Annotated in this window: 20 protein-coding genes; 8 read left to right on the top strand and 12 right to left on the bottom strand. The window is 66.3% G+C overall.

Annotated elements, in window-relative coordinates; translation table 11 throughout:
* Positions 1–4 precede the first annotated feature (4 nt).
* The 11 genes from M2282_RS14810 to M2282_RS14760 all read right to left on the bottom strand — a co-directional run bounded on the left by M2282_RS14810 (position 5) and on the right by M2282_RS14760 (position 13,317).
* On the bottom strand, positions 5–1,243 hold the full coding sequence (locus tag M2282_RS14810) for a lipopolysaccharide biosynthesis protein (RefSeq protein ID WP_280809533.1): 1,239 nt from the start codon (positions 1,241–1,243) through the stop codon (positions 5–7).
* 5 nt (positions 1,244–1,248) lie between these two features.
* Positions 1,249–2,514, bottom strand: a complete 1,266-nt coding sequence (locus M2282_RS14805) for a hypothetical protein (RefSeq protein ID WP_280809532.1) — start codon at positions 2,512–2,514, stop codon at positions 1,249–1,251.
* Complete coding sequence (locus M2282_RS14800; protein ID WP_280809531.1) at positions 2,511–3,572, bottom strand: glycosyltransferase; 1,062 nt, start codon at positions 3,570–3,572, stop codon at positions 2,511–2,513. The genes M2282_RS14805 and M2282_RS14800 overlap by 4 nt, the downstream gene beginning before the upstream one ends.
* A gap of 22 nt (positions 3,573–3,594) precedes the next feature.
* The gene (locus tag M2282_RS14795; RefSeq protein WP_280809530.1) at positions 3,595–4,746 is read right to left on the bottom strand and encodes a polysaccharide pyruvyl transferase family protein; all 1,152 of its coding nucleotides are present in this window, start codon (positions 4,744–4,746) and stop codon (positions 3,595–3,597) included.
* Positions 4,743–5,801: a hypothetical protein gene (locus M2282_RS14790; protein ID WP_280809529.1), complete on the bottom strand. Its 1,059-nt coding sequence runs from the start codon at positions 5,799–5,801 to the stop codon at positions 4,743–4,745. Before M2282_RS14790 ends, M2282_RS14795 begins: the two co-directional genes overlap by 4 nt.
* Positions 5,798–6,520, bottom strand: a complete 723-nt coding sequence (locus M2282_RS14785) for a sugar transferase (RefSeq protein ID WP_280809528.1) — start codon at positions 6,518–6,520, stop codon at positions 5,798–5,800. The genes M2282_RS14790 and M2282_RS14785 overlap by 4 nt, the downstream gene beginning before the upstream one ends.
* A gap of 331 nt (positions 6,521–6,851) precedes the next feature.
* On the bottom strand, positions 6,852–9,113 hold the full coding sequence (locus M2282_RS14780) for a polysaccharide biosynthesis tyrosine autokinase (protein ID WP_280809527.1): 2,262 nt from the start codon (positions 9,111–9,113) through the stop codon (positions 6,852–6,854).
* Entirely contained in the window at positions 9,110–9,565 is a 456-nt protein-coding gene (locus M2282_RS14775; RefSeq protein ID WP_280809526.1) for a low molecular weight protein-tyrosine-phosphatase, read from the bottom strand. Before M2282_RS14775 ends, M2282_RS14780 begins: the two co-directional genes overlap by 4 nt.
* A complete protein-coding gene (locus M2282_RS14770; RefSeq protein ID WP_280809525.1) occupies positions 9,562–10,716 on the bottom strand; it encodes a polysaccharide biosynthesis/export family protein in 1,155 nt (384 codons plus the stop codon). Before M2282_RS14770 ends, M2282_RS14775 begins: the two co-directional genes overlap by 4 nt.
* Positions 10,717–11,624: 908 nt before the next feature.
* On the bottom strand, positions 11,625–11,828 hold the full coding sequence (locus M2282_RS14765) for a hypothetical protein (protein WP_280809524.1): 204 nt from the start codon (positions 11,826–11,828) through the stop codon (positions 11,625–11,627).
* A 196-nt stretch (positions 11,829–12,024) separates the two neighbouring features.
* Positions 12,025–13,317: a hypothetical protein gene (locus tag M2282_RS14760; RefSeq protein WP_280809523.1), complete on the bottom strand. Its 1,293-nt coding sequence runs from the start codon at positions 13,315–13,317 to the stop codon at positions 12,025–12,027.
* 277 nt (positions 13,318–13,594) lie between these two features.
* Here M2282_RS14760 and M2282_RS14755 point away from each other — a divergent pair, with 277 nt between their 5' ends.
* From M2282_RS14755 to gspD, 8 genes are all read left to right on the top strand, one after another.
* Positions 13,595–15,061, top strand: a complete 1,467-nt coding sequence (locus M2282_RS14755; RefSeq protein WP_280809522.1) for a sensor histidine kinase — start codon at positions 13,595–13,597, stop codon at positions 15,059–15,061.
* Complete coding sequence (locus M2282_RS14750) at positions 15,046–16,404, top strand: sigma-54-dependent transcriptional regulator (RefSeq protein ID WP_280809521.1); 1,359 nt, start codon at positions 15,046–15,048, stop codon at positions 16,402–16,404. The genes M2282_RS14755 and M2282_RS14750 overlap by 16 nt, the downstream gene beginning before the upstream one ends.
* A gap of 151 nt (positions 16,405–16,555) precedes the next feature.
* Complete coding sequence (locus M2282_RS14745) at positions 16,556–17,338, top strand: hypothetical protein (RefSeq protein WP_280809520.1); 783 nt, start codon at positions 16,556–16,558, stop codon at positions 17,336–17,338.
* A gap of 18 nt (positions 17,339–17,356) precedes the next feature.
* Complete coding sequence (locus tag M2282_RS14740) at positions 17,357–18,649, top strand: MFS transporter (RefSeq protein ID WP_280809519.1); 1,293 nt, start codon at positions 17,357–17,359, stop codon at positions 18,647–18,649.
* Positions 18,646–19,785 (top strand): SLC13 family permease, encoded by a 1,140-nt coding sequence (locus tag M2282_RS14735; protein ID WP_280809518.1) that lies wholly within the window; start codon positions 18,646–18,648, stop codon positions 19,783–19,785. Before M2282_RS14740 ends, M2282_RS14735 begins: the two co-directional genes overlap by 4 nt.
* 44 nt (positions 19,786–19,829) lie before the next feature.
* On the top strand, positions 19,830–20,378 hold the full coding sequence (locus M2282_RS14730; RefSeq protein ID WP_280809517.1) for a hypothetical protein: 549 nt from the start codon (positions 19,830–19,832) through the stop codon (positions 20,376–20,378).
* Positions 20,379–20,660: 282 nt separating this feature from the next.
* Positions 20,661–21,581: an amino acid ABC transporter substrate-binding protein gene (locus tag M2282_RS14725; RefSeq protein ID WP_280809516.1), complete on the top strand. Its 921-nt coding sequence runs from the start codon at positions 20,661–20,663 to the stop codon at positions 21,579–21,581.
* Between the two features lie 16 nt (positions 21,582–21,597).
* Complete coding sequence (gspD, locus tag M2282_RS14720; protein ID WP_280809515.1) at positions 21,598–24,285, top strand: type II secretion system secretin GspD; 2,688 nt, start codon at positions 21,598–21,600, stop codon at positions 24,283–24,285.
* A 109-nt stretch (positions 24,286–24,394) separates the two neighbouring features.
* Here the strand turns inward: gspD and M2282_RS14715 are convergent, their stop codons facing one another.
* Positions 24,395–24,526 (bottom strand): hypothetical protein, encoded by a 132-nt coding sequence (locus tag M2282_RS14715; protein ID WP_280809514.1) that lies wholly within the window; start codon positions 24,524–24,526, stop codon positions 24,395–24,397.
* Between the last annotated feature and the right edge of the window lie 42 nt (positions 24,527–24,568).

The raw sequence follows: 24,568 nt of genomic DNA, 5'->3' as shown, positions 1-24,568 counted from the left end.
CGCCTTACCTGAGCCCGGGTGAAACGGCCTGCCTCGGCGCTCGCATGAGCAGGAACAGCCAGCCGATCATCAGCGCGGCCATGCAGGCAAAGCCCAGGGTCATGGCGTGGATGGTCTGGATGTAGGAGACCGGCGGCCTGGCCGTGAGCATCGAGATGGCGAACACCGCCGCGCCAACGACCGAGCAGAACAGCAGCGCGCCCGGCCGCGCCGCGGCACGGAAGCCGGTGCGCAGGCACATGGTGAGCCCGAAGATGGCGGGCGCGTAGTAGAACGGCGAGAAGTCCATGTGGCGGTAGTTCTCGCCGAAGGCCAGCACCACCAGGTGCGGCCCGAGCAGGCCCAGCACGACGCCGGCCGCCTCGGCCACCAGGAACCCCGTCAGCACGAACGTCACGAAGAGCCGGTACACGCTGCTGCGGTCTTCGGCGTGCCAGCGCGCGGCCAGTTGCGGCAGCAGGTAGTAGCCCAGCGCCGCGAGCACGTACTGCATCGGCAAGAGGAAGGTGATGTAGATCTTGAGCAGCCCGCCCTGCTCCGCATCGGCCGACGAGCCCAGCAGCAGGATCGCGCCCCCCGTCATGATCCAGCTCATGAACTGCGAGAGGCTGGCCTTCCAGCCGTAGGCCATCGACTCCTTGACGGTTAGCCCTTGCGCATCGCTTGCAGCGGGCAGCGCGGGCATCACGTGGCGCAGGTTCAGCACCACCAGGATCAGGAACGGAACCTGGAGAACGGAGACCAGCAGCAGCGCCTCCGACCATGTCGCGGGCCGCTCGACGCCGAGCACCGCGACATACCCCGCGCTGATCAGCACGCCGGTCGCGCACAGCATCGCGTAGCGCCGCCCGGTGAGCAGCAGGCTGCGCGAGATCCAGAAGATCTCGTAGCCGACGATCAGCGCCACGCCGACCCATCGCAGCTGCCCCGGAAACACGATGAGCTGCCAGCAGAGGTAACCCGCGAGCGACAGGAGCGCCACGAGCGCCCAGCTCACACAGGCCGCGGACCGGCTCGCGTAGAAGCGCCGGATCAGCAAGGGCTCGTGCACCATCGCCGTGTGCAGGATGTACTGGAAGCTGACGACCGCGAGGAACGCGGAGGCCACGCCGAAATCCGAAGGCGACAGCACACGCGCGAGCGCGAAGCTCAGCAGCAGCTGGCTCGCGCTGTAGATGCACTGGTCCGCGACCGCGAAGACCGGGCCGCCCAGGCGCTTCCTGATTCCGGAAAGACGCGCCATCGCCTCTAGTCCGAGATGGACAGCAGCACCGGAGAGGCCGAAGCCTTCGCGGCGAACCCGCCGTCCGTTCGGGGCCCGCAGCTGCCGCGGCGCACCTGCGGGAAGAAATCGACGCGCGTGCACTTCTTGCCCTCGGCCACGGGAACCGTCACGTCTTTTTCGGGGCCGGCGGTCCACACCACGTTCAGCAGTGCGTCGTCGCGGCGGAGCACCAGCCGGTTCACGCCCTTCGCGTCGTCATAGGAGACCTTTTTCGAATGCTTCGCGATCTTGAGGAATTCGGTGAGCGCGGAGAACGCCTCCTTCTTCTCGCCCGCGTTCGACATGATCCCGAAGTTGTCTTCCTTCGAGAACGACGAGCGGCCGCGGTCGCGCCAGGCATAGAGGTTCAGCAGCCTGATGTCGGCCGCGGCGTTGATCAGGTACTCGCGAAAGATCAGCGAGGCCTGCGTGCTCTGGCTGCGCACCGGCAGGTACGAGGCGTAGCCCCATTCGGAGATGACGATGCCCGTCTTCTTCAGCTGCCGCTGGTCGAGCTGGGCGCGCAGCTTCTGGTAGTCCGCAAAGGCCGTCTCGGGCACCGGGCGATACGGGTGGATGGAGATGTCCGTCAGGCAGTCGGACTTCGCGGCCGAGACGAAGGCGTTCTCCAGTTGCGCCGGCACCTTGCCGCCCACGAAGGGAAGGTTCGCGAAACCGTAGCCGACGACGATGTTCGGCTGCACCTTCTGCCTGGCCATGTTGGCGCAGAGCTCCGAGGACGCGGCCTCGAAATCCGGCAGCAGGCCGGGATTCAGGAAGGTCTTGTGATCGGGCTCGTTCCAGACCTCCCACACGGCCACGTCGTCGGTGTGCGCCTTCATGAAGCCGACCGCGAAATCGGAGAACAGGCTTTCCTTGCGGGCTCCCGCGCGCAGGTCTTCGGGCTTTGTCCCCCAGATCGCGTTGCCGCCGAACAGCGTCACGATCGCCTCGAGCTTCGCGTTGCGCACGCGCTTGATGAGGCTCGGGTAGTCGATGAGGCTGGGATTCACGCTCTTGAGCGGCGGCCGCACGCCGAAGCGCACGAACTCGAAGCCCGCCGCGCGGATCTCGTTGAGGTCGGCATCGCTGATGGTGGCCGGATCGATCTGCACGCTCAGTGCGACCGGGTAGTCGGTGTCGATGCCGTTCACGCCCCGGGCTTGCGCGGGATTGGCGGCGAACATCCACACGCCCAGCAACGCAAGGACCTGCAGGCAGCGCCGGGCGCGGCGGGAAAAAATGTTCATCGGAGAACCGACTCCTTGTAGAGATTGACGATGGCCGTGTTCATGCGCTGCGAGGTGAACTTCTCCTCGAAGATCTGCCGCCCGGCCTGCCCCATCTGCCGCAGGGCCGCGTCGGAGAGGCCGTCGATGTCGCGCAGCGCCTGGTCCATCTGGTCGAGGGAAAAAAGCCGGCCGCTGCGGCCGTGCTCCACGATGTCCACGAGGCCGCCGACGGCCGAGGCGAACACGGGCTTGCCGCGCGCCATGGCCTCGACGGCAACCAGGCCGAAGCCTTCCCAGCGCGACGGGACGATGGTGGCGTCGCACGATCGGTAGACGGCGTCGAGCTCGTCCTTCTCGAGCCAGCCCTTGAACTCGACGTGCTCCGGCTGCGCGAGCTGCAGGTCCTTGCGCACGGAATCGCCGACGACGATGAGCCTGAAGTTCGGCCGCACCCTGGCGTACGCATCGAGCAGGGCATCGATGCCTTTCTGCCGGTCGAGCCGGCCGACGAAGAGCACCTCGCGCGACTCGGTGGCGCCCCCTGGATCGCGCTGCGCCGGCTCGATGCGGTCGACGCCGTTCGGAATGCACTGGCATCGCACGATGCCGAACTGCTGCGCGATCTTGAGTTCGTGCTTGCTGATGCAGATGATCGCGTCGCTGCGCCACGAGAGCAGCCGCTCGATCCAGCGGTAGGCCAGGTTCTTGTAGGCCGGGCCGGTCTGGTCGAAGGCCCAGCCGTGCGAGCAGTAGACGATCTTCACGCCCCGCGGAATCTGCCCGGCGAGGGCCATGGCGCGCACGACGCCGCCCGCAATCGAGCTGTGCAAATGAAGAACGGCCGGCCGCTCGGCGGCGATGATCCTGCGCACGTCTTTCGCGTACCCCAGCAGCGCCGAGGCCTTGCGCGCCGTCGGCACCACATGCGTGTTCTCCGCGCCCAGCCAGTCGACCTGCCCGGGCAGCACGAACTTCACTTGGCTGATGTCGGGCGAGCGCGTCTGGTAGTTCGAGACGCTGCGAAGGTAGGTCTCCAGGCCGCCCTTGAGCGTCTCGGCAACGTGCAGTACTTTCATGAGGGGCTCGCTCCGAGGTCGGTCAGATCAGTGCGTGCGTGCCGGCGATGACTTCGCCCTTGAGCACGTCCAGCCGGTCCTGGTCCGCGTTCTTCTCGCGCAGCAGGTGCAGCACCGAGGCCTTGAGCTGGTCCGGGCGCGGCGACAGGTCGAACAGGTACTGCGTGCGGCCGGTGAGGCGGAAGAACGACTCCACCTTCTTGTCCCAGTTCATCCCCACCGAGGGAATGTTCAGGCTGTAGGCCACGATGTTCGCGTGCAGCCGGTGCGCCGCGATGCAGGAGCACGCGCTGATGAGCGCAACCAGGTCGTCGGGACGCTTGGGCACGAGGAAGGACGCGGCCTCCGCGGCGGCGGGCCGCGCGGAGATCTCGGCCATCACACGGTTGTCTTCCGCGGCGCCGTTGGTGAAGTACAGGACGCGTGCGCCCTCCTTCTGCAGCGCCTCGGCCAGGTTCGCGAAGAAATCGGCCGAGCCGATGGCGTTCGCATCGCCGTACTCCGAGTTCATGACCAGCGCATCGAGGCTGCTCACGCAGATGCCCACGTCCCATTTCTTGTCGGGCGAGAGCTCTTCGGAAAACGCGCTCGCGCAGACCAGCGCCGGATCGGGCACCACGCGGATGTCGAGCCGGGGAATCCGGAAGATGTCGTGCAGGTTCTTCGCGGACTCGGCATCGCGGGTGGCGAAGAAAACCGGCGCGGCATTCCTGAAGAACTTGCCGACGAGCACCTTGCCCCAGTACGACCACTTGGCCGTGACGCCCACCGACACCACCGCCACCCGCTTGCCGCGCAAGAGGCGGCTCAGGAGGAAGAGCTTGGCCGGAAAGTTCAGCGCCACGTCGCAGAAGAGCTGGCCGCCGCCGACGATGACCAGGTCCGCATCGCTCACGGCCGCCTGCCAATGCCGGCGCCAGTGCTGGAAATAGTTCTTCAGGCAATACGCGAACACGATGGCCGAGCGCAGCAGCGCGGGCAGTTTCTGGAAAACGCCGAATGCACCGCCGCCGCGCAGATTCTGTTCGTCGAATCCGTGCCGCCCGGCAATGTCGAGGAATTCGACCCGGGCATCTGGGTATTTGAGGCCGGCAATGTGCGCGAGCGATGCCGCAATGACCCCGTCGCCGAGGTTGTCGCTGAATGGCACTGCGCAGATCAGGATTTTCTTCATCTTGAAATTGGTTTGTTCCCGGAGACCTTGATGGCCACGAGATAAAGCATGACGGAGGTCAGATGCCGGGTGAAACTCCCCAGATCCGGCTCGAATATCAATTGCACGAGGATGTGCGCGATGAAAAGGCTGGCAAAAAACCGGAATTCAAAGCGGTCGAAGCCGCGCCTGGCTCTTTTTCTTGCTCTGTACAGGATCAGCAGCATCGCGCCGATCATCAATTGCATGAAGAAATCGCTCGGCGTCTGGAAATAGAGCACGGGCGTGATCAGCACCGTGGCCGCATAGCCGTAATTGACGAGAAAGCCGGCGCCGCTGGCGGGCGAGGCGATATTGGTGAAGGCCGTTCTGTTGTCGCTGCCGATCTGCTCGGCATAGGCATTGGAGGTATCCCGCGGCGATTGCAGCGTCTGAAGAATGCTCGACGGCGCAGCCATGATCGCCGCGACCACGAGAATTGCCGCCGCGATATGGTATTTGAGCGGCCGGCGCCACAGAAAATAAACAAGAAAAAATACGGCAACGATCAGCAGATAGTATTGCCGTACGAATATTCCATAAACCGCGTACAGCAACAGGAAGGCTCCGAAGGTCATGAACTTCGAAGTCCGGAAATAGATGGCCGACAGCGTGATGAACATCGTTATGATGAGCACCACTGTTTCCTTGGACGGCGCAAACATGTTCAGCATGATGCAAGGCGCAATCAGCAGCAGCCGCGAAAAGAAATCGCCCGCACGGCGGATATCGTGGGTCGCGAAAAACAGGAACAGCGCGCTCACGACGCAGGTGAAGACATCGAGGTTGTTGTTCCCGATGATTCCGAACAGCATCGCGGTGATCGCGAACGAATTGTCGTAATCGCCCGCGCCGCCGTAATTGATGATCTCGAGGATCTTGGCCGAATCCACGCTCCATTTCTCGGGAAGCATGTCCCTGAAATAGATGTAGACGACCGCGTAGATGCACACGATCAACACCCCGGCTATCGAATAGGGGTTGACGCGGCCTGAATTTCTTCTTGTTGGATATCCCTGCTGGATGGCGTGGCTCACCGCGACCCGTGACCGACCGCGACCACCCATATCGTTCTCAGGAAAATATCGACGTCCTTCGTGACGGAAAGCGTCTCGACATACCTCACGTCCAATGCAACGCGCGCGTTGTAGGTCAGCTGGTTGCGGCCACTCACTTGCCAGAGGCCCGTGATGCCCGGCCGCACGGCGCAGTAGTGGGACCAGTCCTGGCCATAGAGCGCCTTCTGGTCGAGCATGCAGGGGCGCGGGCCGATCAGGCTCATTTCGCCCACGAGCACATTCCAGAATTGCGGCAGTTCGTCCAGGCTGGTCTTGCGGATGAATTTGCCGAAGGGCGTGATCCGCGGGTCGTTTTCGAGCTTCTGGTATTCATCCCATTGCCGGCGCGCCTCGGGATTGCTTTTGAGATGCTCTTCCAGCACCTGCGCGGAATTCGCCGTCATCGAGCGGAATTTCCAGAAGCGGAATACCCGCCCGTCTTTTCCATAGCGCGGCTGCGAATAAAAGACCGGCGCGCCCGAGCTGACCATCACGCACAGGCCGATCAGCACGAATATCCAGCCGAAGGCCAGGAAGAAGAAAAGCGCGGCGGCAATGTCCACCGATCTTTTTCCGATTTTCAGCGCGGTGGGATGGCGAACGCGGCCCCGCGAATTGTCGCGGGACGATTCGCCGTTGAGTTCCGAATTGTCCCAGCCTTGCGGGACGAGCGATTCTTCGCGGCGGAGGTTTCTCATGGTTTTCTCCATCCGGATCCGGAAAGCGAAAGAATTTCTTTCGACAGGTATTTCATTTTTGGCGCACCTTTCCTCATGCGGGCGAAAACGCCTGCATCTCTCTGGTTATGGCCCTGATTTTTTTTGGCCGACACGACCCGCACAAATGCCTCGTAGCTCTGCCTTGCAGAAGCTGTTGCGCGGCCTACGGACTCGAAAGACGTAACACAAATGATTTATTGCTCATTGGCATTACTTTTGGATTGATTGAATACAAATTGAGTAATAGCTCAATGCGCCGGTTTTGAATGTCAAGCGCATCGAGATGAATTTAACTCCAATTTTTCACGGTCTAGGTGGAATCCCTGTTGGTTTTGTATGTGTATTGTAAATGCTTGTAAGCGCCATATTTATAACCCCCACTGCCCGCATGGCGGCGCGATAGGTCAATAGCATTCAGAATTACGCCATTTACCGAACGGCCTGCATGCGCAAGCCTCCGGACGCTTTCATTCAATTCGCCCAGCTGTGTTTTTTCGGCGCGTGCGACCAGCAGCAAGGTGCTGGCAAGCGGCGCCACGGAGGCCGTGTCCGCGGCCACCAGCACGGGTGCGGTGTCGATGATCACCAGGTCGTAGCCGGGCGAGAGCTTGTCCAATACATGGACGAACGACTCGCTCGTGAGCAATTCGGCCGGATTGGGCGGCAGCACGCCGGTGGTGATGATGTCCAGGTTGGGCAGCACCGAGGGCCGCACGGCCTTCTCGAAGCTGAGCGTTCCCGCGATCAATTCCGACAGGCCGGAGGATCTTGGAATCGACAGGAATTGATTGACCCGGCCTTTTCGCAAATCCGCATCAATCAAAAGAACTCTTTTTCCGGCCGCGGCGGCAATGGTCGCGAAATTGACCGAAATGAACGTTTTGCCTACGCCGGGTGTGGCACCGGAAATGAGCAGGCGGTTGTTGGTCGCCTCCAGCATCGTGAACTGCAGCGCTGTGCGCAGGCTGCGCAGGCTCTCCACCGCCGGGTCTTCGGGCTGCAGGTGCGCTAGCACATGCACGCCGGTGACCTTGTTCTCGATGTTCCTGTCGATGCTGCGCTGGGCGGCGCTCAGCGGAATGCTGCTGTAGACGTTCAGGCCGGTGTGGCTCTCGATCTCGCCCGGATGGCGGATGCCGCCGAAGAACGAGTTGCGCGCCACCGCGGCCGCGACACCCGCGGCAAGTCCCAGGATCAGCGCGAGCACGATGACCAGCGGGCGCTTGGGCCACACCGCCTCTTCCGGCACGATGGCCTCGTCGAGCAGGCGCACGTTGCCCACCTTGCCTTCCTTGGCCAGGCGCATCTGCAGCGAGCTGTTGAGCAGCGACACATAGAGGTCTGTGTTCACCTTGATGTCGCGCTGCATGCGCACGGTGTTCTGCTGCAGCTCGGGCATCTTGCGGATGCGCGCATCGATGGCGGCGATCGCGCTCTTCCAGGCCTTGACCTGGGTGTCGAGCGTCTCGATGGCCGGATGCTCGTCGGTGAAGCGCGCGGCGAGCTCGCGGCGCTTTTGCTCGGCCTCTAGCAGCTTGGACTGCAGGTCGACGGTCTGCGTGAGCGCGTTCTTCGCCTCGTCGTCCAGGCTCACCGTGCCGTTCTGGTTGCGGTAGCGGTTGTAGATGTCTTCGGACTGCTCCAGCTGCTTCTTGAACTGCGGCAGCGCGGTATCGAGGAAGCCCAGCGTCTTCTCGGCCTCGGCGGCCTTGCGCTCCATGTTCTGGCGCACGTAGAGCGTGCCGATCTCGTTGAGCAGCTGCGTGAGCTTCTCGGGGTCGGGGAGCTTCCAGCTGACGTCGAGCACGCCGGACTGCTTGCCCTTCTCGACGACCTTCAGGCCGTCCTGCAGCGCGAGCAGCGTCTGCTGCGTGGACGAGCGCACGAGCTGGAACTGCGCGCCCGGCTTGCCGTCGATGCTGGTGACCATGAGGCCGAGGCTGCCGTTCGCGACATTCGGAATGTTCGCGCTGAGCAGGGTGCCGACGGTGCCCTTCATCGGCGTGTCGATGTCGGGCTGGCTCAGCGTGTACTGGCCACCGGTGCCGACGGTGAGCGTGAACGGCTTGTCCTCGAAGTCGGGCGGCACGTCGAAGCGCGGCACGAGGATCTTCTCGGTGCCGGTGACGTAGCCCGCGAGCCCCATGAAGCCCGGCTCCGACAGCTCCGTGGCGCGGCGCGACAGGTAGCTGCCCACGAAGGGCGCATAGCGCGGCCGCGCGCTGATGTAGAGCTTGGTGTTTTCCACCGCCTTGCCCAGGATGGCGCGCGAGCGGAGGATTTCGATCTCGCCCGCCGCGGGCGTCTTCACGCTCAGCAGCGACGAGGCCGCATCGCCGAGGAAGCTGCCCGCGGAGTTGCCCGAATCTTCGACCTGCACCGCGAGGTTGGCTTCGTAGACGGGCTTGCCCAGCAGCGCATAGGCGGTGCCGAGGAACAGGAACACGGCCACCACGGCCGCGACGAGCCAGCGGTTGTCGACCAGGATGTCCCAGTACTCCGCGAGGTTGATGCCTTCGCCTTCTTCTTCCAGCGCTTGCATCGGTGGGGCGGCTTGCGGGGATGCATTCATGTGGGTTGCTGCTCAGGTTTTGTGATCTTCAGGACGCGGTCGATCCACGACCGGGCACCGGCGTCGATGAGGGCCAGCGCCCGCTCGAACGCCGCATCGCCCTGGCGGTAGGGATCGGGCACGTCCTGCGCGGTGGTGTCGGCGATGCGGAACACCTTGCCGCGCACGAAGGGGTAGGCCGACTCGAGGTAGCGGCGCTGCGCGAGGTCCATCACCAGGATCAGATCGGCCTGGCGGCACAGGAGCTGGCTCACCTGCTGCGCGACGTGGCCCGAGATGTCGATGCCGCGCGAACGCATGAGCGCCTGCGCGGCGGGGTCGGCGGGCCGGCCCACGAGCGCGCCGGTGCCCGCGGACATCACGCGCAGGTGCGGCAGCCCGGCCGAAAGAAGGCCTTCCGCCATCGGGCTTCGGCAGATGTTGCCGATGCAGACCGTCAGCACGGATTTCATCGGTGGTTCATGTAGACGCGGTCGCCGATGTCCAGCACCTGGGCGGCCGGCAGGATCAGGCTGGCCACGCGGTTCCAGCTCACCAGCGGCACCGAGTCGATGTAGATGACGTCGCGCGGCTGCAGCGGAAAGCGGTCGGCCAGCGCGAGCGCGGCGGGGTTCTTCGCATTCAGGTGGAACACGGCCGGCGTGCCCCTGGCGGTGTTGCGCACCACGTAGATCTGGCCCGTGTTGGCGGTGCCCAGGCTGGCGCTGCCGGCCTCGCCGAGCGCTTCGTTCAGGCTCAGGCGTCCGTTGTGCATGGTGAGCGCCGAGGGACGCAGCACCTCGCCCATCACGACGACCTTGCTCTCGTCACGGTTGCGCACCTGGACCACGTCGCCGTTCTGCAGCGGGATGTTGCTGGCGTTGATGCCCAGGTCCTGGAGCCTGGGCAGGTCGATGAGCGTGGTCTTGTCGCGGCGCGTGAGCGTGACGAACGAGCGGTCGCCGTTGGCGGTGATGCCGCCGGCGCGGTTGAGCGCCTCGGCCAGGGTCATCGGCACGTCGGTGAAGATCTGCAGCCCCGGCGTGCGCACCTCGCCCTCGACGAAGGCGCGGCGGCTGCGGAAGGACTGGATGCGCACCGTGACCTGCGGCTCCTTGATGTAGCGGGCGATGCGCTTGGCGATGAGGTCGGAGGCCTCGATCTCGGTCAGCCCCTGCATCTGCACGCGGCCGATGTACGGAAAGCTGATCTCCCCGTTGGCGCCCACGATGAAGCCCGGCGCCACGCTGATGCCGGTGGGATCGACCTGCTGACTGATCACCGCGCCGGCATTGGGCAGCAGTTCGGGGTGGTCGTAGACGATGACGCCCACGACGTCGCCCGGCCCGATGGTGTACGTGGCGGCTTCGCCGAACAGCGCTTTCACGTCGGGGGGCACGGCCGTCGGCTGGGCCTCGGCCATGGCGCGGATGAGCGCCGGCGAGATGGGCGTGAGCGCCCCTTCCGGCGAGCCGTCGGCGGCCAGGCCGGGGGCCGGATTCTGGTCGGGCTCGTAGGCCACCAGGGAGCCGAAGCCCGGCGCGCAGCCCTGGAGCAGCATCGCGCCGAGCAGGGCGGCGCTCCACCCCATCAGGTACACGTGACGTGTCAAATCGATCTCCATTGCAAAACTGGTTTTTTCAACCACAGCGGTTCATATGCAAAGGTCGAGCCCGGTTGAACGGGGCGCGGCCTTTTGGATCGCGCCGCCCTTCAAAGCGGTACCCGGCTTCGTCGGTTGCGGGCGAAATCCGAATTGTCACCGCGTCCGAAGACCTCCTTTTTCGTCGCAGAGGCGAAATAAACGTGTCTATTCGTGGCGCAACCATGCAGGTTTCATGGTCATCTGTCATCGCACTCTCCGGAACAGTGCCTTCATTGGGAAAACACGCGTTGGAACAGCATTCCGTAACTTGATTCGGGCGGCAAAACAGCGACTTATTAATTACGTCGAAAAGTGAGGGGATCGTGGCGTGCGTGCCACGAAACCGGGGCTTTGAGGGTTTTTCGATATTGCATGCCGTTTTGTAAGATTTTGTGTTTTCGTGCAGGTGTACGAGGAGAACTCGCCGAGAGCGCCGCAGCCGCGTCTTGTGTCCGGGCAGAAGGCGGCACCAGAAAGGTCATTCCGGAAGGCAACCGGTGCCCCGATTTGAATGGCTGTAGGTTTTTCGATTTACCTGGAATTCAGGACAATGCATCCCTGTGGGGCATCGATATCGTGCAACGATTGAACACAAAGCCAAATGAATAATTTCAGCTTCATTTCCAATTGAAACTTTGGTGCTGTTTTTCAATTGAAGTCACACCGCCGCCATGAATCCTTCGCATCTCGTCATGCGAATTCGGCTTCATCCTCCAAGCGGGAGGGCTGAATCAGAAAAAAGAATTCAAATCCCGCGCACAAGAATAGGACGGGATATAGGGAGGAATTAGGCCCCCCAGACGGAGGCCATTAAATGCAAAAGGCCTCACGAGGAGGCCTTTGGTATTGCAGATCCAGCTGGCAAAGGCCGGATCGGAGCGCGGGGTCTACTGCTCCTGGTCGTCGCCCGGCTGGCCGAGCTTGTCCTTGGTGGCGCGCACGCCCCGCAGTACGAGGAACAGGGTGATGCCGACCAGAACCAGAAAGCCGGCCAGCGCCCAACCGCCCATGCCGAAGGCCCACCACCAGAACAGGCCGCTCAGCGGCAGCAGCACCAGGGCCAATAGAAGTTCGATAAAGATCAAGCGCATCTGTCTCTCCCCCTTCGCTCGGGCACGCGCAGCCCTCAGGATGTGTAAAAAATCGCTACGCGTGTCGGGTGCGAGAGGATAGCTCAAGAAAAGTGGAGAGCAGGCAGGTTCACACACGCTGCGGATGCAGTATTCGGGGCGAACCTGCATCCCGCCTGACTGCTCCGCCTGGCTGCAGCCGAAGCACCTCGGCCGTTTACTTCAAGGCGGCGCCGCCTCGTGAGAGGTACTGGCCCGAGAGGCGGGCGAACTGGCCGCCGTCGGTGGCGAGCGAGGTCTGATAAGTACCACCTGGGCTGAAGACGATGGCGAAGGTGTGCATGTCGCCGTATTCCTGGGCGTTGCGCAGCATGTAGTCGACGCGGTTGTCGCGGTAGTGCAGGTCTGTGCCGCCCGGCGTGTCGGACGGCACGCCCATCGGCGTCTGCCACCACAGGATCGGGAGGCTGTTGCCCAGCGCTGCCCGGTAGTCCGAAATCTGCTTCTGGGAGTCGTGGAAGTTCGGGCTGGTCTTGTTGCTTGCGTCCCAGTAGTCCGTTGGTTTCGCGCATTCGTCGGGATGCGGTTTAGCTTCCCAGCAGCCCGCATCGCGATCGCTGGTCTGGGCGACGATGAAGTCCGCCTTGTCCGCCCCGACCGCGCGCATCTGCGCGCCGATCTCGGCAGAGGTGCCGCTCCAGAAGGAGGGCGGAAACCCCACCAGCGCCTTGGGTGCGATCTGCCTGCCCATCTGCACCATGCATTGGCCCAAGCCCGCGGCAGTGTTGGGCAACCCCGCACATTCGGGCTGGTTGCTCACGACGGCCGGCACCCGCGTTGCATCGCGATCCGGCGCCTGCGACGCAAGGAATCCCCAGAAGTCCGGCTCCAGATTGACGAGAACAGGCCCGCGCTGGTCCGCAATCAGCTGGTACATCAGCCGCACCTGCGCCCAGTACTTGTTCATGAAGGCCGTGTCGTTGATGCCGCTCAGATCGGCCTCGCCCCTCGCCGTCATCTGGTAGAGCGTGAACATCGGAATCGCGCCGTAGGCCTGGACGGCCTGCGCGGTGTACGTGAGGAATGCGCCATCCGGGCTGTTCCAGGCGATCCAGCTGTGCCCAGGGGTGTAGCCCTCGACGCCCACTAGGTAGGTGTCCATGATGTCCGGGTGAATGTCCTGGCTCTTCATCTGGTCGATGGCGCCGGAGGCCAGTCCGAGCAGCACCCGGGCGGGCTTGCCGAGCCCGGTCACCAACGAGGTGGTCGCCGCGACGGGCGCAGTGCCTCCATCTGTGGCGCCTGTGCCGGCTGTGCCACCGCCACTCTGGCCGGCACCTTGGCTACCGGTGGTGCCGGTGGTGGTGCCGGTGGTGCCGCTGGTGCCACCGCCCAGGCCGAACAGGCCGGCCAGGCCACTGCCTTGATTGCCGCCACCTCCGCCACCGCAGCCGGACAGGAGCACCGAAATCGTCAGTGCGCAAACGCATCCTCGGGGAAACATCATCATGGAATTCATTTTTTTGAGATTGAAGAAACCTGCCACCGCACGCCGGTACGTGCCTCGCTTGCGGGATTGGCCCTCTCTCCAATGACGCGCTGCGCGGTGGCGCAGCGATATTTGCAGGGGGAAATGTTTTCGACTACGCCGGAAAATGAAATGCAGCCACTCATTTTTCGCGGCAATGCGCGGAAGGCCGCTGCACCGACACGGGCACATCCGGTCCCGCGAGAACGCGACGGCGGCTGACGCGAAAGGCTTCGCCGACGAGGCAAGATCGCGGCAGATGAAATCTCTTCGCGGTCAGTTGCTCTTTTTCTGGGTGCTGTTGTTCGGCATGTGCGCCGCACTGGCCGTGGTGATGGTCACGCTGTACCGCAGCAGCGCGGGCGCACAGGTGGCGGTGGGGCGCGGCGCCACCGAACAGTCGTGCCGGGCCATCGCCGCGCGCTATGCGCGGTCGACCACCGCGCCCGCCCCCGCACAGCCGCAGGTCGACCTGCTGCAGGTGCTGCTGCAGCTGGTGCTGATCGAGGCGCCGCACGTCGAAGGCGGCGTGTGGCAGGCGGCCGGCGGCCAGCTGGCCTACGCCTACCCCACCTACGAAGGCAGCGGCGTCAAGCGCGACGTGCCCTCGGCCGAGCAGCCGCTGATCGCCGAGCTGGCGCAGCTCGCGGCGCGCACCCAACAACCGCAGACCGACGTGGTGCGCGGCAACCGCGAGGCGCTGATCGTCTCGGCCTGTCCGCTGGCCGCACCGGGCAAGGACCTGGCGGCCTGGACCATGACCCGCACCAACGGCGGCGCGCTGGCCGCGCAGGACAGCCTGCGCACCGGGCTGGGCGTGTTGCTGCTGCTGGTGCTGGCCTCGGGGCTGTGGCTGGGCTTCATCCTGCTGCGCGGGCTGCGCCATGTGCAGCGCCTGGAAAACCGGCTGGCCCAGGCCCAGGCCGATACCGACGGCAGCGCCGTGCCCGAACTGCCGCGCACCGGCGTGCGCGAGCTCGACCGCATCGTGGACGGCTTCAACCACTACCGGCTGCGCTTCGAGGAGGCCCGCGCCCATCTGCGCGCCACCGCCCAGCAGCGCAGCCGCGACCAGCGCCTGGCCGCGCTGGGCCGCATGACGGGCGGCATCGCCCACGAGATCCGCAACCCCATCGCCACCATGCGGCTGAAGGCCGAGAACGCGCTGGCCGCCGCGCCCGAGCGCCAGGGCGCCGCGCTGCAGGCCATCGTCGGGCAGATCGACCGGCTCGACGGCCTGGTGCAAAGCCTGCTGGCGCTGGTGCAGCCGGTGACGCTGGCGCCGGCGGACGTGGTGCTGCACCGCTGGCTCGACGAGCGCGTGGCCGCGGTGGCGCCCAAGGCGCATGCGGCCGGCGTGCAGGTCACGCTGCAGCACGAGACGCCGGCCAGCGCCCTCTTCGACCCGGTGCACCTGGCGCGCGCCGTCGACAACCTGCTGGACAACGCGGTGCGCCATGCGCCGCGCGGCGGCCACGTCGTGCTCTCGGCCCTGCAGCCCGACGTGCACACCCTGTCCATCCGCGTGGACGACGACGGCCCCGGCGTGCCCGAGACGCTGCAGGCCAGCCTGTTCGAGCCCTTCGCCACCGGCCGCGCCGATGGCACCGGGCTGGGCCTGGCGCTGGCGCGCGAAGTGGCGCTGGCGCACGGCGGCGAGTTGCACCACGTGCCGCTGGCACCGGGCACCCGGTTCGAACTGGAGCTTCCATGGCGCATCTCCTGATCGTCGACGACGACGACGCGTTTCGCGACACGCTGGCCGAGACGCTGCAGGGCCTGGGCCACGGGACGGTCGCGGTCGCCAGCGGCGCCGAGGCCGTCGAGACGGCATCGCGCGAACGCTTCGACGCGGTGTTCCTCGACCACCGCATGCCCGGCATGGACGGCCTGCAGACCCTCGCGGCCCTGCAGGCGCGCATGGCGCGGCTGCCGCCGGTGATCGTGCTCACGGCGTTCGCGAGCGCGGGCAACACCATCGAGGCGATGCGCCTGGGCGCCTTCGACCACCTGGCCAAGCCGATCGGCCGCGAGGCGGTGCGCGAGGTGCTGGAACGCGCGCTGCAGCAGCACACGGCGGCCTCGCCGTCCGGCACGGCCGGGGAGGACGACGGCAGCGACCTGATCGGCCCCAGCCATGCGATGCGCGAGGTGCACAAGCGCATCGGCCTGGCCGCGGCCAACGCGATGCCGGTGCTGGTGCTCGGCGAGACAGGCACCGGCAAGGAAATGGTGGCGCGCGCGCTGCACCGCCATTCGGCGCGCGCCGATCGCCCCTTCGTGGCCGTCAATTGCTCGGCCATTCCGAAGGAGCTGCTCGAGAGCGAGCTCTTCGGCCATGTGCGCGGCGCCTTCACCGGCGCCACCGGCGAGCGGCCCGGATGCTTTCGCGCGGCCGACGGCGGCGTGCTGCTGCTCGACGAGATCGGCGACATGGCGCTGGACGTGCAGGCCAAGATATTGCGCACGCTGCAGGAGGGCGAGGTCACGCCGCTGGGCAGCCACCGGACGGTGAAGGTCGACGTGCGCGTGATCGCCGCCACCCACCGCGACCTGGCCGCCGCCGTGCGTGAAGGACGCTTCCGGGAAGACCTGCTGTACCGGCTGGATGTGCTGTCGATCCGCATGCCGCCGCTGCGCGAGCGGCTGGCCGACATCATTCCGCTGGCGGAGCACTTCCTGCGCCGCGCGGCCGTGCAGGATGCGTCCGATGTGCCCAAGGCGCTGTCGGCCGATGCGGCGCAGCGGCTGCTGAGCCACCCGTGGCCGGGCAACGTGCGCGAACTGCGCAACGTGATGGAGCGCTGCCATGCGCTGGTGCGGCACCGCGTGATCGGCGGCGCGGACCTGGCCGTTGCGCTCGGGGCCGCGCCAGCCGACGAGGCCACCGATGCGCTGCCCGCCGGCTGGCTCGACGGCGAGCTGCCCGCCGCCGTCGAGAGGCTGGAGCGCCTCATGATCGCCCGCGCGCTCGCGCAGACGCAGGGCAACCGCGCGGAAACGGCGCGCCGCCTGGGCATTCACCGGCAGTTGCTGTATCGCAAGCTGACGCAGTACGGGCTCGATTGAGCCCAAGGGTGTCCGCAAACCGGACACCCACCGTCTCCGGATCATGCAGCGGCAAGCCGCCCGGTGCGCGCAAGTCGTTGATTTCTAAGGATTCATGCGCTGGCACGTTGTGTGAGATGTCTTCGGGCATCCCATCCTCAAGGAGCCATCCATGACACCTCGCATCACCTTCCTCGCCGCCGCCTGCCTGCTGGCGGGCAGCGCCGCCTTCGCCCAGATGCCGCCACCGCCGCCCGGCGCCGGGGGGCCACTGCCGGCCGCCGCGCCCCAGGCCGGCACCGTCGCCAGCGGCCGCGTGCAGCAATGGCTGGTCAATCCCAATGGCGAAGCCGACGGCCTGCTGCTGGCCGACGGCACGCAGGTCGCATTCGCGCCGCACCTCTCGGCCGCGGTGATGCAGATGCTCAAGCCCGGCGACACCGTGCAGGTCAGCGGCTGGCGTGCGCCCAACGTGCCGGTGGTGCGCATGCAGTCGCTGGTCGCCAACGGCCGCAGCCTGACCGACCAGCCGCCGGCACCCGGCATGGCGCCGCCGCCGCCGCGCGAGCCGGGCGCGCTCAGCGCCCTGTCGGCAGGCGGGCGCATCGAACGCCTGCTCTACAACGACCGCGGCGACGTGCACGGTGTGGTCCTCGCGGACAAGACCATCGTGCGCTTCCCGCCGCACATCGGCGCGATGTACGGCGCGCAACTGCAGGCCGGGGCGCAGCTCCATGCGCGCGGCTGGGGCACCCGCGGCGCGCAGGGCACGGCGCTGGAGGCCACCAGCCTGGGCCAGACCGCGGACACGGTGCGAGAAGTGTTCGGCGGGCCGGGGCTGGAACCCGGGCCGCGTGGTCCCGGCGGCCCGCGCGGTGCCAGAGGCGCCGGCCCCACGCCGCCCACGCCACCCGCCCCGCTGATGGCGCCACCGGCCCCGCTGCCGGCCTCCTGATCCGCCAGGCCGTCGACCATGAGCATCGCCAAACCCACCCCCTCGCGCCGCAGCCTGCGCGCGCTCGACGCGCTGGCCTTCTTCGCCCCCGACATCCAGGGCGGCGTCGGCCCGTTCCTCATCGTCTTCATGGCCGGCACGCTGGCCTGGGACCCGCAGCGCATCGGCACCGTGATGTTCGTCTCGGCGCTGGTGGGGCTGGTGGTGCAGGCGCCGGCCGGCGCACTGATCGACAGCGTGCGGCACAAGCCGCGCTGGATCGCGGGCGCCATCGCGCTCATTGCTGCATGCCTCGTGGTCATGGCGAACTGGCCGGGCTACGGCGTGATCCTGGCGGGCCAGTCGCTCATCGGCGCGGCGGGCACGCTGGTGGCGCCCGCCATCGCGGCCACCAGCCTCGGCATGGTGGGCCGCGCCGGGCTGGACGCGCGCGTCGGCCGCAATGCCGCGATCACCGCGGCCGGCACGGTGCTGTGGGCGCTGGGCACCGGCTGGGTCGGCCACGCCTTCGGTCCGCATGCGATGTTCTTCTATGCGGTGGCGATGGCACTGCCGACAGTGGCGGCGGCGATGCTGATCCGGCCCCGCGATGTCGACCAGCGGCTGGCGCGCGGTGCCGACGCCGACGCCGATGCGGATGCCGGTGTCGATGCCGACACGGCGGCCGTCACGGCACCCTCCACCGGCCGGTGGTACGACCACCGCCTCATGGTGCTGCTGGCCTGCGCCTTCCTCTTTCACCTGGCCAACGCCGCCATGCTCACGCTGGTGGCGCAGAAGGTCGGCACGCGGGCCGGCACCTCGGCCACGCTGTGGCTGTCGGGCGGCGTCATCGTCACGCAGCTGGTGACCATTCCGATCGCGCTGGCGGTCGGGCGCTGGGCGCCGCGGCTGGCGCGCAAGCCGATCTTCCTGGTGGGTTTCGCGGTGCTGCCGGTGCGCGGGCTGCTCTACCTGCTGGCCGACAGCCCTGCCGCGCTGCTGTCGCTGCAGGTGCTGGACGGCATCGGCGCAGGCATCTTCGGCGTGATGCTGACCCTGATGATCGGCGACCTCACGCGCGGCAGCGGCCACTTCAACTTCGCACTGGGCATCGGCGCGGCCTGCGTGGGACTGGGCGCGGCGCTGAGCAACCTGGTGGCCGGCACGGTCGCGCACCTGGCCGGCTACGGCACGGCCTTCGTCCTGCTGGCGGGCATCGCGGCCTGTGCGCTCATGCTGTTCGCGCTGGCCATGCCGGAAACCCGCGACCGTCGCCGTTCGATGGCGCACGGGCCGGCCGCCGCTGCACTGACCACCGCCGCACCATGAGCAAAGACACGACGTTCGCGCCGGTTCCTGCTTCGCCCGCCCCCGCCCAGGAGGGCGGCGGCAACGGCCTGCTGTGGGTGCTGGTGGCCGTCGCGGTGCTGTTCGCGTTCCTGCGCCCGCGCGCGCCGATGGACTGGCTCAGGCTGGTCGACTGGCAGACCGTGGGCGCGCTCGCCGGCCTGCTGGCCATCACGCAGGGCGTGGAGAAAAGCGGCATGCTGCAGGCCACCGCGCAGCGCCTGCTCGCGCGCACGCACAACCAGCGCAGCCTGGCGATGCTGCTGACGGCCTGCGCTGCATTGCTCTCGGCGCTGGTGACCAACGATGTGAGCCTGTTCCTGCTGGTGCCGCTCACGCGCGTGCTGGCCAACCAGGCGCATCTGCCGCTCGCACGGCTGGTGGTGCTGGAGGCGCTGGCGGTGAATGCAGGCTCGGCCCTCACGCCGATCGGCAATCCGCAAAACCTGTACCTCTGGCACCGCTCGGGCGAGAGCTTCTTCGCGTTCATGGGAATGATGGGACCGACGGTGGCGGTGATGCTGTTCTGGCTCTTCGTCGCGGTCTGGCTGCTGGTGCCGCGCACGCCCATTGCGCTCAAGCCTGCGGCGGAGGCGGCGCCGGTGCAGCCTCGGCTCCTGGCATTGGCCGGGGTTCTGTTCGTCGGCTTCGTGGTCGCGCTGGACCGGCACTGGCTGCTGGCGGGGCTGGGCGTGGTGTTCGGGGTGTTCCTGGTGACCTATCCGCGCGTGCTGCGCGGCATCGACTGGGCGCTGCTCGCGATCATCGCGCTGATGTTCGTGGACCTGCGCCAGCTGGCCGAGCTGCCCGCCATCACCGCGCTGCTGGGCCACTGGCCGATCACCGAAGGCTGGCGCGCCTACCTCGCGGCGATCGTCACCTCGCAGTTCATCAGCAATGTGCCGGCGGCGATCCTGCTGGACAGCCATGTGCGCGACCTGCCCGCGCTGGCGGCGGGCGTGAGCGTGGGCGGCTTTGGCTGCGTGCTGGGCTCGCTGGCCAACCTGATCGCGCTGCGCCTGGCCAGGCTGCCGAACGGGCTGCGCGAGTTCCATCGCATCAGCTTTCCGTTCCTGCTGGTGTGCGGGGTGTCGGCGCTGCTTTTGCGGCTCGGCTGATTTCGCCTTTTCTTTTTTTCAACCCACTCTCTCCAAGGAGTTCCATGCCACATCCCCAAGAAACCCTCGACGTCTGGTCGGTCGAAGGACGCTTCCAGCATCTGGTCTACAGCCCCCAGGGGGGCATCGAAGGCGTGCTGATCGACACCGACGGCGTGCCCACGCAGTTCGTGTTCGGCCGCCATGACGAAGGCGCTGCGTCCGCCTTCGCCGGCCTGCAGCCCGGCCAGGCGCTGGTGATCGAGGGCATCGAGGAAGAGCCCTCCCACAAGGGCGAGGCCTCGCACACGGTCTACCGCTTCGAGCGACTGGCCAGCGTCGATGGCCACGCGCCCACGCCGGCACGCATCGACGAAGGCATCGAAGGCACGGTGCTGCGCCTGAACTACGCGCGCCACGGCGAGGCGAACGGCGTGGTGCTGGACACCGGCGACTTCGTCCACACCCGGCCCGAAGGCTTTGCGCGGCTGGGCCTGACGATCGGCGACAAGGTCCGCGTCGAAGGGCCTGCCCGGCCGCTGGCTGTCGGCAAGGGATGCGTGGTGGAGGCCGTGCGGATCAACGGCCAGCCGTGCGTACCTGGCAAGAAGTGAATCGGGAATTTCAGGCGCCTAACACTCGGCGCCCCCGGCGATTGCTTCGAAAAATGATCGTCTGAATTCCATTTTTCATGGCTAGTGGAAAGTACGCAATCCGGCCGACAATCAGTGCGCAAGGTTCCCGAATGACACATGGGGTCCGCATCGCTCGCAAGAGCCGAATCTCTTGCGAGCGATGCCGGGCGATGGATGCGAACGCGACTCTCGAGGGTCGGCGAAACAGCAACGGCGTGTGATCGACATCGAAATTCAAACCGCCGTTGGCGTCGTACCCCCATGTTCCCTTTTTCCGTGCGGCTGCTGCGTGCCGCGATGATTTCCCTGGTCCCCGCGCTGGCGGCGTTGGCGGCACTGCCGGCGCAAGCCGCCGGCGACACGATGAGCAAGATCCGCGAAACGCACACGATCGTGCTCGGCGTGCGCGAAGCCGTGCCGCCCTTTTCGTTCGTCAATGCGCAGAAGCAGCCCACCGGCTATTCGGTGGACCTGTGCATGAATGCGGTCGAGGAGATCAAGCGCGAGCTCAAGCTTTCCGACATCAAGGTCCAGTACAAGCTCGTGGCCGGCCCGGAGCGCATTCCGAAGCTGATCGCCGGCGAAATCGACCTCGAATGCGGCTCGACCACCAACACGATGGCGCGCCAGGAGAAGGTGGACTTCAGCTACACCTTCTTCGTCGCCGGCATGCGCGTGCTGACGAACAAGGGCCTCCACGTGGAGACGGTGAAGGACCTGAAGAACATGCCGATCGCGCTGGCCAAGGGTTCGACCTCGGAGAAGCTTTTCAGGCAACTGGGCGACGGTGAACTGCGCGATGCGAAGTTCACCACCTACGACAACAACGGCGAGGCCTACAAGGCCCTGAAGGAAGGCAAGGTGCGGGCATTTGCGCAGGACGATTCGCTGCTGCAGGGCCTCGTGTCGAACGACAAGGAGATCGACACGCTCAGCCTGAGCAGGCTTGCGTTGTCGGTCGAACCGTATGCCGTGATGGTGCGCAAGGGCGACACCGCGTTGCTCGCGGCGGTCGACCGAAGCCTCGCGCAGCTGTACGCCAGCGGCGAGATCAATGCGCTCTACGACAAGTGGTTCAACACCCACACGCTCACCATCAAGATGGGACGCCTGACGCGCGACAGCTTCGTTCGGCCGAACAAGCAGCCGGGCGTCGCGATGGTGCTCGGCCATTCGATCTGAGACGAACCAACCGCCAGTGAAAGACCTCGGCGCGCGGGGCGCTCTCCGGTTCCGGTTCCTCCTTCGGGCCGTGTGCCTGGGCGTGCTTGCGGCCGGCGCGGTCGGCACCGCCTGTGCGCAGAACGCGATCAAGGCGGTCGCAAGCACCATGCAACAGGGTGCGGAGGTGATCCAGATCGATCTGGCACAACCGCTCGCCGCGGTACCCAGCAGTTTTTCGGTCGCGAGCCCCGCGCGCATCGCACTGGACTTCCTTGGCGCCACCAACGATGTCGGGCGCGCAGCCATCGAAGTGAATCAACCCAACCTGCGCTCGATCAATGTGGTGCAGGCCGGCGAGCGCAGCCGGGTCGTGTTGAATCTGCGGCAGCCGGTGCCGTACACGGCGGAGCTGCAAGGCAATTCGGTGCGGGTCACGCTTCAGGCCGTTGCCATTGCCGTTGCCGCCACCGAGACACGGACGGCGGAGACGCCCGCGCCGGCCAAGGCCGTGCCAACGCCATCGCCTGCTCCTTCGCCTGTGGTTCGCAGCAGTCCGATCACGCTCAATTTCTCCAACGCCGACATCGAGGCCGTGGCGCGCACCATGGCGGTGGTCACCGGTCGCAATGTGGTGGTCGATCCGCGCGTGAAGGGGACGATGGACCTCGTGACCGAACGCGCCGTGCAGCCGGCCGCGGCCTTCAACCAGTTCGCCGCGGCGCTGCGCATGCAGGGCTTTGCGGTGGTGGAGGCCGACGGCCTCTACAAGGTCGTGCTCGAAGCCAACGCCAAGCTGCAGAGCGTTGCCGTGAACACCTCCAGCGGCGCCGTGCCGGCGTCGGCCAGCAACCAGGTCGTCACACAGATCTTCAAGCTCAACCACGAGTCGCCCAACGCCCTGCTGCCGGTGCTGCGTCCGCTGATCCCGCCCAACAACCCCATCAACGTGAACGCGGGCAACAACTCGCTGGTGGTCACCGACTACGCCGACAACATGCGGCGATTGGCCCGCATCATCGCGGCGCTCGATGTGCCAAATGCGTCCGATGTCGAGGTCATCCAGCTGAAGCACTCGATCGCCACCGACATGATTCCGCTGGTGCAGCGGCTCATCGATGGCAGTGCGTCGGGCGCACCGAACGTCAGTGAAGCGCCGGGCGGTGCCGACGCATCGTTCCGGACCACGCTGCTGGCCGATCCGCGCAGCAACTCGGTGCTCATGCGCGCAGCCAACCCGGCGCGCGCGCAACTCGTGCGCACACTGATCGAGAAGCTCGACCGTCCGCCTGCCGAAAGCAGCAACGGCGCGGCCGGCAATATCTATGTGGTCTACCTGAAGAACGCCGATGCGGTGCGCCTGGCGGCCACGCTGCGCGCCGCGATGGCGGCGAACCAGCTGGCCACTCCGGGCACCGCGAGTGGCGGCGGCAGCCCCGCACCGCAGCAAGCCAGCTTCCAGCAAAACAACCAGGGCAACATGGGCGGCAGCGGCCAAAGCGGCTCGCCGGCCGCCAACGCCCCGCTGAACAACGCCAACCAGCCGTCGACCGGCGGCCAGATCCAGGCCGACCCGTCCACCAACTCGCTGATCATCACCGCCCCCGAGCCCCAGTACCGCCAGATGCGCGCCGTCATCGACAAGCTCGATGGCCGCCGCGCGCAGGTCATGATCGAGGCGCTGATCGTGGAGGTCAGCGCCAACAAGGCCGCCAACTTCGGCGTGCAGTGGCAAAGCGCGCTGGGCAACAACGCGGTCATCGGCACCAACTCCAGCCTCAACAGGAACAACATCCTGGCCCTGACCCAGGCGCTGGCCACCCGCAATGCCGCGGGCCTGGCCTCCTCGATCCAGCCGGGCCTGAACCTGGGCCTCGCCGGCAAGATCGGCGGCCAGTACATCCTGGGCGCGATCGCCAACTTCTTCAGCAGCGATGGCGATGCCAACGTGCTCTCGACGCCCAACCTGCTGACGCTGGACAACGAAGAGGCCAAGATCATCATCGGCCAGAACGTGCCCTTTCCCACCGGCTCGTATGCGAGCACCTCGGGCTCGGTGGGCGTGAACCCGTTCACTACCGTGGAGCGCAAGGACGTGGGGCTGACCCTGCGCGTGCGCCCCACCATCAACGAGAACGGCACGGTGCGCATGACGATCTTCCAGGAGACCTCCACGGTCGACCAGAACTCGCTGGCCAACCCCAACGGCCCGACCACCAACAAGCGCTCGATCGAGTCGAGCGTGCTGGTGGAAGACGGCGGCCTGGTGATGCTGGGCGGGCTGCTGTCGGACACCTACAACAACAACATCGAGAAGATACCGCTGGCCGGGGACATCCCGGTGCTGGGCAACCTGTTCAAGAACGAGAACCGCACGCGCAACAAGAGCAACCTGATGATGTTCCTGCGCCCGGCGGTGATGCGCGACGGGGCCTCGACCGAGGCCTTCGCCTACGACCGCTACGACGAGATCCGCGGCCAGCAGCTGCAGGTGCAGCCCAACACCGACAACCTGATGCTGCGCGGCGTGAACGCCGCACCGGTGCTGCCGGATGCGGCGCTGCAGCGCTCGAACAACCGGGGAAACGGCAGCACCCGCATGGAGGGCACGCAGCTGATTCCGCCGCCGCAGCCGCTGGCCGATACGCGCAAGCTCGCACCCAGCCCGCTGCGCGGGGCGCTGCCGCCTACGGCCGATCCGGTCAGCGCACGCGAACTGCCGTAGGGCGCAAGCAGCTTCACCGCGGACTGAGCGTTCTGTTCGAGCGCGAGATCCTTGGAGAGACAAGATGCGTCGCCCGGATCGATGCGCCGGTCATCGCGCATAGCGTTCACTACGGCTTGGAAACGTACAGCCCCAGTTCGGCAAGATCCGTGAGGGTGCTGTCGCCGTTGTTGGCTGTGATGTCGAGCCGGTAGCAGCGATAGGCAGCCGGATTCGCAATCGCGTAGGTTTTCAACTCCACGCGTTTGGCAAACGCCTGGTCGTTTTGCGTGTCGAGCGTTGT

The organism is Variovorax boronicumulans, assembly GCF_029892485.1.
Taxonomy (GTDB): domain Bacteria; phylum Pseudomonadota; class Gammaproteobacteria; order Burkholderiales; family Burkholderiaceae_C; genus Variovorax; species Variovorax boronicumulans_B.
Note: the sequence above shows the minus strand (reverse complement) of the source record. Positions and strands in the feature narration are given on the sequence as shown.